Source organism: Sulfuricurvum sp. MLSB, from assembly GCF_000747095.1.
In the GTDB taxonomy this organism is placed as follows: Bacteria; Campylobacterota; Campylobacteria; order Campylobacterales; family Sulfurimonadaceae; genus Sulfuricurvum.
This window is the reverse complement of record NZ_JQGL01000148.1, coordinates 20,894-29,797: the sequence shown is the minus strand read 5'-3', so window position 1 is coordinate 29,797 and position 8,904 is coordinate 20,894. Positions and strand designations below refer to the sequence as shown.

The window sequence follows — 8,904 nt, the reverse complement described above, 5'->3', positions numbered from 1 at the left end:
AGCATCATCATCGCCCGTTTTTCGCTGGTGACTTCGGCATGGAAATCAAGGAAGATAGTCTCTATCCCCTCTTCGCGCAACGACGCGACGGTGTCGCGGGCGCAGCGAAACGCATTGTCCACGTACGGCATCCCGTAATGCCCCATGATGTTAAGGACGGCGAGTTTCTCCCCGCCGACGTCGAAGATGCGGCATCCGCTTCCGGGAACCTCGGAGGGGTAGTTGTGCGGCCGGAGCATCGGGAGGGTTTCGAGGAGGGGAATGATCTCTTTTTTATCCCACGTATGATTTCCGCCGCTCATGCAGTCGATGCCCGTCGCCAGAAGCTCGTGGGCGTTTTTGAGGGTGATGCCGAAGCCGTGGGAGGCGTTTTCATAGTTGGCGATGACGAAATCGATTCCGTGTTCGCGGCGCAGTTTCGGCAAATGTTCCTTGATCATGACCCGTCCCGGACGGCCGATGATATCCCCGATAAACGCTATTTTCACTCTTTTTCCTCCGTTAATGCTTTGCGCAATTCCTTCACCCCGTTTCGGTAGGTATGGCTGTCGCCGTATTCAAAAAAATTCCGGTATTTCGAATGGATCGATTTCATCCGCGACGCATGGCGGATCGGACACCAGTACTGCTCGGTGCGTGCGGCGATCTCACTCACATACCCCATCAAGCCGTTGAAATAGCTGCAATAGAGGCAGTTGAGCTTTTCGATCAGGTTCAGATACCCAAGACGGTGACGGTCGATCAGGATGTAGTTGCTCCGACGCACCCGCTCGATCTTGTAGATCGGGAAACACACCCGCTGATAGATCGACACTACAAGGTCCAAGAACAGCGCCGGTATCAGACACGACCAGATCACGGGAGCGCTGAGCAGATGCAGAATCGGCGTTGTCGCCAGATAGCGCAGCAGCCCCTCGCGGTCGTGGCGGTACGCCGCACGTATCTCTTCGCGCTTTTTGGCAATCTCGCAGGTGAAATGCTCGTATTCCTTGTGCAGTTCGGCTTCCAGCTCCGATTCGAGCGCTTTGATCTTGGCGACAAGTTCGTCGATCTTGTGATGTTCCATCTCGAACCTTTGGATAAAGTTTAAAACTATACTACAATTGCGTATGCACACGCTTAAATACCTGGCACACTACAACGAAGAACTGCGCTCCAAAGTCCAAGACCTCATCGATGACAACCGTCTGGGTGAGCATCTCCTCGCCAAATATCCGGCTCTTCACCCCTACACGACGGATAAAAGTCTCTACGACTACGTCACCGAACTCAAAACCGCCCATCTGCGCAATGCGCCGCCGATCAACAAAGTCCTCTACGACACAAAAATCCGCGACCTGCAATCGGCGCTGGGGACCCATACGTTCGTCTCGCGGGTACAGGGAGGCAAACTCAAGGCCAAAAACGAAATACGCATTTCGCATCTGTTCAAACAGACCCCCGAGCCGTTTTTACGGATGATCGTCACGCACGAACTGTCCCATCTCAAAGAAAAAGAACACAACAAGGCGTTTTACAAACTCTGCGTCCACATCGAACCGCACTACCATCAGCTCGAGTTCGACGTGAGGCTGTATTTGACGTACTTTGACCTCTTCGGAGAACTTTATAGCCGCGTTAATTCTATCAACGTCTCGTAATGGGGCGTATGGGGGAACATGTCAAAAAGCTGAACGCGATTGACGCGGTAACCGCCTAACTGCTCCAGATCTTTCGCAAGGCTCATCGCATTGCAGCTCGAATAGATAATCCGCTCGGGCGCGATCCGGGCGATCCATTTGCACAGCTGTTCCCCCAGTCCGCGACGCGGCGGGTTGAGTATCAGCACATCCGGAGCCGCTCCCGCCGTCGCGCTGAACGTTGCCGCATCGAGACTCTCGAACCGCAATCCTTCAAATCCCATCTTCTGCGCCGAATCGCGGGCGCAGGCAATCGCTTCAGGCTCGATCTCGATTCCCGTGATCTCCCGCTCAGGTGCCGCACAATGCAGCGCGAACCCTCCGACGCCGCAAAACAGATCCCACAGCCGTGCAGGATTCGTCTCGCCGGCCCATTCGGCCGCGGTGCGGTAAAGCTTTTCGGCGACAGCGGGATTGGTCTGAAAAAAACTTTTGGGGCGGATATACAAAGGGATGCCGTTAAAACGCTCTTCAAGACGGTGTTCCTCGGTGAGGAAAATCTCCTCGTCACCTTCAAGAATCGCCATGTGCACCGGCTGAATATTCGCCGTAACGACTTTGAGTTCGCGCGCTTTGGCCAGAAGGCTCTCCAACTCTCCTTGAAGTCGGGGAATGATGCCGGGCGAGCGCAGAACGAAGCGGAGCATCATCGTCCCTTCCGCGACACTTCGGCTCAGGAGAACGTACTTGAGTTCCCCTTTTTTCTTTTTGACGTCGTAGCCTTGAATCCCGAGTTCTCTAAGCCATTCCTGGACAACGTGCAGGACGCGCTGCATTTTCTCATCGTAGAGCGGGCAGTCGATCAGGCTCGTCTCCTCATCCAGCCCCAGCACGACCCCCTCAAGGGTCGGGATCGCGACCATTTTGGCTTTGTTGCGAAACCCTTTGAGCGAACTGGGCGTGGGCTTGATCCACTGCGCCGGATTAAACGGGTTCAACAGCTCGTGTAAATGGGCCTCTTTTTGTTTGACCTGCTCGGCATAAAAATAATCGATCCAGCTGCACGAGCGGCACTGGTAGGTGTCAAAATAACTGCAAAAACTCATCACAGAACCTTCGGCTTCGCGGTACGCAGATAATTCAGAACCGCCGCGATCAGATCATCATCGTCTTTGCTCTGGCTCTGCAGCGTCTCTTTGGCACCGTTTAGGTACTCGACTGTGATGTTTTGGTTGTAGTTGCTCACCATTTTCACCTTTTTCCCGATACACAGCAGTTTGATGACCATAATCTCGAAAAACTGTTTGGTCGGCGTGTCGGGTTTACCGAAGCGGTCTTCGACCTCTTCGAGAATCTCGTAAATCTCGCTTACCTCTTCGCAGTGGCTGAGGCGGCGGTAGAGTTCGAGGCGCAGGCGGTCTTCATGGACGACATCGTCGCTGATGAAGGCACTGACGGTCAGCTTGATGTCCACTTTGGCTTTGACCGCGGTCGTCTGGTTGGTGAGAATTTTGATCGCGTCTTCGAGCATCCGCAAATACAGCGCGTACCCGATGTTTTTGATATGACCGCTCTGGGCATCGCCCACAAGGTTCCCCCCTCCGCGGATTTCGAGGTCATGGTAGGCCAGCATCGATCCGCTCCCCAGAAACGAGTTCGATTCGAGAGCTACGAGCCGCTTTTTCGCCTCTTCGGTGAGATGATCCTTGTCATCGACGATGAAATAGGCATACCCCTCGATATGCCCCCGTCCGACCCGTCCGCGCAGCTGATGCAAGTCGGCCATCCCGAAGCGGTCGGCTCCGTCGATGATCATCGTATTCACCGTCGGCATATGGATCCCCGATTCGATGATCGACGTCGCCAGCAATACGTCGTACTCTTTATTCGCGAATTTTGCCAGTTCTTCTTCGGTTTCCGTCGCGCCTATTTTCGAGTGGAGGATCAGGATGCGCAGCTCGGGAAGGATCGCTTTTAGCTCGCCCGATTTGATCACCATCGAATCGATCGAGTTGTGGACATAGAACACCTGCCCGCCGCGGCGGAGTTCGCGTAAAATGACCTCTTTGATCAGTTTTTCGTCGTAGTTTTTGACAAACGTCCGCACCCCCAGCCGCTCAGAGGGAGGCGTCAGAAGCTCGGACATCGTTTTGATCGAGCTAAGCGCCTGATTGAGGCTGCGGGGGATCGGGGTCGCGCTCATGCTGAGGAGATGGACGTTCTCGTAGAGGTTTTTGAGCTTCTCTTTTTGCTTCACCCCGAACTTATGCTCTTCATCGATAATGACAAGCCCGAGTTTCGAACAGCTGACTCCGAACAGCGCGTGGGTTCCGACGACACAATCGATCTCACCGGCGGCGAGGGCTTTTTGGATCGCGTTTTTCTCTTTGGTACTGACAAAGCGGTCGAGTTTGCCGACCCGTATCCCGAATACGCCCAGACGCTCTTTCAGAGACTGGTAATGCTGGGAAGACAGAAGCGTCGTCGGGACGACGAGAAGCGACTGGAACCCTCCACGTGCAGCCGCGAAGATCGCGTTCATCGCGACTTCCGTTTTTCCGAAGCCGACGTCGCCGCTGAGCAGACGATCCATGATCTTGCCCGAAGCCAGATCGCCCACGATCGCGTCAATTGCATTCTTTTGATCGGGGGTGTAGTCGAATCCCGCGTGTGCCTGGAACCTTCTGACCTCGCCGATGTCGCATTCAATAGCGGGAGCTTTGATAAGCGCTCGGCTTGCCGCGATGCCGACAATCTCGGAAGCGATCTCGAACAACCGCGCCTTGACACTCTCTTTGAGCTTGCCGAAGCTCCCCTTGCCCAGACGATCGAGGACGGGGAGGCTTCCGGAGGCAATGTAGCGGTCGATGGCATCGAGGTTTTCGACCGGAAGAAGGAGCTTGTCGTCTCCCATGTATTTGATGACGACGAGGTCTTTGATCCCGCCGAGGATTTCGGCCTGCTCTATCCCCTCGAAAATGCCGACCCCGTACTCTTCGTGGACGACGTAATCGCCGACTTTCAGATCATCGAGGAGGATCGACGTTTTGCGTCGGCGCCGCTTCTTTTCGTGGCGGTTTAGCGAGACAATAACCTCGTCCGGGCCGATGAGACTTAGGACGATCCCGGAGATTTTGACCGTGAGTCCTTTGGTATCGAATACGCCGGCGGCTTTGAGCTGCGTATCGCCCGCGGCAATCAGGGTAAAGTTTTTGTTCTTGTGGACGCTTCGCAACGTCTCAAGATTCGGTGCGACCAACGGCGCGTACAGTTGCGCGTCAGGGATGATTTCTCCTTCGAAGCGCGATCTCTCAAGCGTCGGCTGATTCAGCCCGTATGCCTCGTCGATGACGCTTTTCATCTCGCGGATACGGACGACCTTTTTCCCCTCGCACAGATCGTGCCCCTCATCGCCCAGTACCCAGTATCCCAACGAAGCGATGTCTTTGACAAAGCTGTCGCTGGTCGCGTTTTCCACCGCACGCGTAAAACGTTTATACTGCTCGGCATCGAGGGAGAAAAAGGTACTCGTGACCGTGATGCTCGCAATCTCCTCTTTTTCGGTACGCTGCGTTTCGACATCGAACGCTTTGATCTCTTCGATCTCATCGTCAAAAAGGCTGATCCGGTACGGGTTCTGTGATCCCGGAACGTAAATATCGAGGATATCGCCGCGGTGCGACACTTCCCCTTCCATCTCGACCATATCGACGAAACTGTATCCCCAGCAGAGCAGTTTCTCTTTCAACGCCCCCAGATCGATACGGGAAGCGAACTCGATCTCGAAACTCTGCAGCAATGAGCTTTTGGGAACAGGAAACAGAAGGGTTTTAAGGGGCGCAATGACCAACAGCTTTTTGGAGGCATGGTAGTAACTGCGCAGCGCACCGAAAAGGGCAAACAGCTCTTCGTTAAACGGCCGCAGATCGTCCATGTACGCAGCGCGAAAATCGGGAAGGACGATGTGATCGATTTCCAGAAATGCGCATACATCGGAGAGTTCACCCGCTTCTTTGCCATCCTCGCACACGAGAATGTCGGGGATACTTTTGGGATGCTTTTTGAGATATTCGTAGAGCCGTGCCTGAGACATTATGCTGTCCTTTTCAAAAACGCCTCGGCTACAGAAAACGAGCCGAAGATCAAATATTCTTTATCTTGTTTAACCGCTTCAAACGATGCATACGGAATACTCAGTTCCTTCAGCGCCGCTTCCAGATCGCCCCGCTCGGCGATCCGGACGTCGTCCACGTCGATGATCTCGACCGTCTCGATCACAGGTGAGAGGATCGAGAGGATTTCGCGGTAATCCTTGTCGCGGTAGGTGTTGTAGACCAACGTCACCTTTTTCCCCGCATACGCGCGCGCGATCTCACGGGCGGCGAGAGGATTGTGCCCGACGTCAAGGGTGACGTTGGGGGCAATACGGCTCAACCGTCCGAACAATGCGTCCTGATCAAACAATGTTTCCTGTGCCTCATGCCCCAGCAATTCGTAGGCGCACATCGCAAGTTCCAGATTATCGCGCAAATAATCGCTGAGTCCGTTTTTAATGGCAACGCGCGATGCAATGTCACGGATATGCGACGTGCTTCTCTCTTCAACACCGTAGAGGGCACACCCTTTTTCGTCGGCAACGGTGCGCGCTATCGTTTCGACTTCGGGATGCTTTTGCTTTCCGATCAGTGCAAAGTGCTGCATGCTGCGCAGTTTTGTCCCCGCAACCGAATCGATCGTCGTCCCTAAAAACGCGGCATGATCGAAATCGATCGGAGTGAAGACGCTGAGCACTTTATCAAAGACATTCGTCGCATCGTACTCGCCCCCCAGCCCCGCTTCCAAAACAACATAGTCGCACCCCTCGTACGCCACCATCGCCAGAAGCGTCGTGTATTCGAAATAGCTCAGTCGTTCCGCAGTATTGGCGTCCAGAATCGAAGAGAGCTTGACATGCGCCGCTTCCAGTGCATCGCCGCTGATCTCGCTCCCGTCGATCCATATCCGCTCGTTAAAACGCATGATATGCGGCGAGGTATAGTGCCCGACTCGTTTGCCCGCACGGTGCAGCGCGGTGGCGAGAAACCGCCCCGTACTCCCTTTGCCGTTCGTTCCGACGACGTGGATAATGTCAGGCTTTGAAAGATCCCCGGAAATCCGAGTATAGGCCTGCGGAAAGCGATCAACATCGATCACATCGTAAAAAAGAGGTTTGGCGGAGAGGAAGTCGTCTAGATTCATGCCGGCTCGACGCGGTTTCGCCCTTTGTGTTTCGCATCGTACAGCCGCGCATCCGCCCCTTTGAACAATAACTTTTCACTTGCAAATTCACTGCGGTCCGCCACACCGATGCTAACGGTTACTTCGATTCGATGATCCTGATACATGAAACGGGCCTGTTCGACGTGCGCGCGTATTTTTTCGCCGAAAATCTTGGCACCGGCAAGATCGGCATCCAAAATGGCAATAAATTCTTCCCCCCCGTAACGCCCGACAATATCGGTCGAACGGATTTCTTCTTTGAGGATTTTGGCAAATGCCATGAGTACGGCATCGCCCGCTTCGTGCCCGTACGTGTCGTTAATCTTTTTAAAGTGGTCCAAATCAAGCATCGCGATGCTGTAAACCCGTCCGTGCCGAGCGAATTCGGCTTCTTTGACGCTCAGATATTCACTGATCGCCCGCTTATTGAACAATTTGGTCAGATAATCCTCGCGTGACGCTTGCTGAGCCTGTGCCAGTTCGGCTTCAAGCGTTGCGATTTTTTTTCCCATCTGGGTCACTTTGTCGTTGTGGATTTTCAAATCCTTACTCAGCACTTCCACTTTTTCTTCAAGTGCGTTGGCAATCGTATAAAGCCGTTTGTGCGCCGTCTTAAAATCGGCGGGTTTATTGGCCTCCAATGATTCGAGATCTCGCTTGACCTCCCGGATTTCCGTCGTCGAATTTTCGCTTCGCTCAATCAGCTCGATCAACTGGGCCGAGAGTTTTTCAAGAAGGCGGTCCAGCGCATGAACCATCTCTTCAACACTGTGCTTGTCGAGCGCGATCCGCATCGCGATTGCGGTTTTGAGTTCTTTTTCAACCTCTTCGCTCATAATCAACGAAGGAGAATCTTTGAGTTTTTGAGAAAGCTTCAGCGTGGCATCATCCATTTTCGGCGCGACGGAAGGGACCAGTGACGCAACGAGCAAGGATACAATCTTCGAATACTCGACCAAACTTTCCGGCATATTTTTATGCAGGTTAAGCCCTTCAACCGTACGGCGCAGACTGGCCGTATCAACCGGACCGAAATCGGCCAGTTTCATCAGGTAGGTATCATCGTAGATCGTGAGAAAATTGCTCCATGCCTGCTTGAGAAGATCGATCTGGCCTGTCCCGCCCCGCTCGTCCAAAACGCTGAGTGTTTTTTTGGCCAATGCCGACGCTTCGGCGTTATGAAGCATTTCGATGCTTTGGGCCATTTTCTTTGCCAGTGTGCTCAGCATTTCTACCAGTGCCGACGCTTCGCTGGGATTGAGGCGGCTCATTTTCGAAATCAGAAAGCGGACCAGTTCGGCGGTCGTTTTAACCCGATATTGCTTGATCTCTTCGGCTGTTTTTTTATCCAAAAGCGACAGATAGCGTTCGACTCCGCCGCAATCTTCAACGGCGACGCCCGCTTTTTTCGCTTCGGCACAAAACACCTCCGCATACACATCAGGCGTCCACGTTTTTCCTTCGGCTTTCAGCCTATCGATCGTATTGCGGACAATTTGATGAATCGTCATTTAGTCTTCCTTTGGCGCTCCGGCACCTTCGGATGCGAGTTGTGCAATAAACGCATCGATCGCTTTTTGCGCCCCTTGGGAGATCGCCTCAAACCGTGCCTGATCGGTGATGATCGCGTTGGGCTCGATGGCGAAATCGTAAACACCGCTTGTAGAGTATAAGGTCGTATTCTCGTCCGTCGTCCGACTGATGCTCATTGTTACCCCGGCACGGTAGGTAACAACATAACCGTTCGTATCATACTGCAACGGAGAAAATCCAACCCCTCCGATCGAAATTTTCAAATGAGTCTTGGCACTGTTTTTCGGTTTCAGCGAGGCTCTGAACTTCGTAATAACCGCCGTATCGACGGCATCCTTGATAATAACGGTATTTTGCGGATCTTCCATTGACACAACCACTTCGGTACTAACACTGTCGCCAACGACATTTCTGGCATAATGGCTGCCCGGAGCATAACCGCATCCGCCCAGCACAAGAGCCGCTAACACCCAAGAGGCAAACGATTTCATTC

The 8,904-nt window shown here is 53.4% G+C and carries 8 protein-coding genes; 1 reads left to right on the top strand and 7 read right to left on the bottom strand.

The window, feature by feature from the left end; genetic code table 11:
• Both JU82_RS11470 and JU82_RS11465 read right to left on the bottom strand, forming a co-directional pair.
• A partial coding sequence (locus tag JU82_RS11470) for a YmdB family metallophosphoesterase (protein ID WP_037950922.1) occupies positions 1 to 488 on the bottom strand: 488 nt, incomplete at its 3' end.
• On the bottom strand, positions 485 to 1,066 hold the full coding sequence (locus JU82_RS11465; protein WP_037950919.1) for a hypothetical protein: 582 nt from the start codon (positions 1,064 to 1,066) through the stop codon (positions 485 to 487). The genes JU82_RS11465 and JU82_RS11470, both read right to left, overlap by 4 nt.
• Before the next feature lie 43 nt (positions 1,067 to 1,109).
• On the opposite strand from JU82_RS11465, the gene JU82_RS11460 reads away from it, so the two are divergent.
• The gene (locus JU82_RS11460; protein ID WP_037950916.1) at positions 1,110 to 1,640 is read left to right on the top strand and encodes a YgjP-like metallopeptidase domain-containing protein; all 531 of its coding nucleotides are present in this window, start codon (positions 1,110 to 1,112) and stop codon (positions 1,638 to 1,640) included.
• Here the strand turns inward: JU82_RS11460 and rlmC are convergent.
• Genes rlmC through lptE form a run of 5 tightly spaced genes read right to left on the bottom strand, consistent with a single transcriptional unit; the run spans position 1,607 to position 8,902 of the window.
• Positions 1,607 to 2,725: a 23S rRNA (uracil(747)-C(5))-methyltransferase RlmC gene (rlmC, locus tag JU82_RS11455; protein WP_037950913.1), complete on the bottom strand. Its 1,119-nt coding sequence runs from the start codon at positions 2,723 to 2,725 to the stop codon at positions 1,607 to 1,609. The two genes, JU82_RS11460 and rlmC, sit on opposite strands and share 34 nt — an antisense overlap.
• On the bottom strand, positions 2,725 to 5,712 hold the full coding sequence (locus tag JU82_RS11450; protein ID WP_037950909.1) for a DEAD/DEAH box helicase: 2,988 nt from the start codon (positions 5,710 to 5,712) through the stop codon (positions 2,725 to 2,727). Before JU82_RS11450 ends, rlmC begins: the two co-directional genes overlap by 1 nt.
• Positions 5,712 to 6,857, bottom strand: coding sequence for a Mur ligase family protein (locus JU82_RS11445; protein WP_037950906.1), 1,146 nt, complete (start codon positions 6,855 to 6,857; stop codon positions 5,712 to 5,714). Before JU82_RS11445 ends, JU82_RS11450 begins: the two co-directional genes overlap by 1 nt.
• Positions 6,854 to 8,389 (bottom strand): GGDEF domain-containing protein, encoded by a 1,536-nt coding sequence (locus JU82_RS11440; protein ID WP_037950903.1) that lies wholly within the window; start codon positions 8,387 to 8,389, stop codon positions 6,854 to 6,856. The genes JU82_RS11445 and JU82_RS11440 overlap by 4 nt, the downstream gene beginning before the upstream one ends.
• Positions 8,390 to 8,902, bottom strand: a complete 513-nt coding sequence (gene lptE / locus JU82_RS11435) for an LPS assembly lipoprotein LptE (RefSeq protein WP_037950900.1) — start codon at positions 8,900 to 8,902, stop codon at positions 8,390 to 8,392. It abuts the gene before it with no gap.
• Positions 8,903 to 8,904 lie beyond the last annotated feature (2 nt).

Coding starts and splice junctions, on each gene's coding strand:
- JU82_RS11465 (WP_037950919.1), bottom strand. CDS start 1,066: ATGGAACATCACAAGATCGACGAACTTGTCGCCAAGATCAAAGCGCTC.
- JU82_RS11460 (WP_037950916.1), top strand. CDS start 1,110: ATGCACACGCTTAAATACCTGGCACACTACAACGAAGAACTGCGCTCC.
- rlmC (WP_037950913.1), bottom strand. CDS start 2,725: ATGAGTTTTTGCAGTTATTTTGACACCTACCAGTGCCGCTCGTGCAGC.
- JU82_RS11450 (WP_037950909.1), bottom strand. CDS start 5,712: ATGTCTCAGGCACGGCTCTACGAATATCTCAAAAAGCATCCCAAAAGT.
- JU82_RS11445 (WP_037950906.1), bottom strand. CDS start 6,857: ATGAATCTAGACGACTTCCTCTCCGCCAAACCTCTTTTTTACGATGTG.
- JU82_RS11440 (WP_037950903.1), bottom strand. CDS start 8,389: ATGACGATTCATCAAATTGTCCGCAATACGATCGATAGGCTGAAAGCC.
- lptE (WP_037950900.1), bottom strand. CDS start 8,902: ATGAAATCGTTTGCCTCTTGGGTGTTAGCGGCTCTTGTGCTGGGCGGA.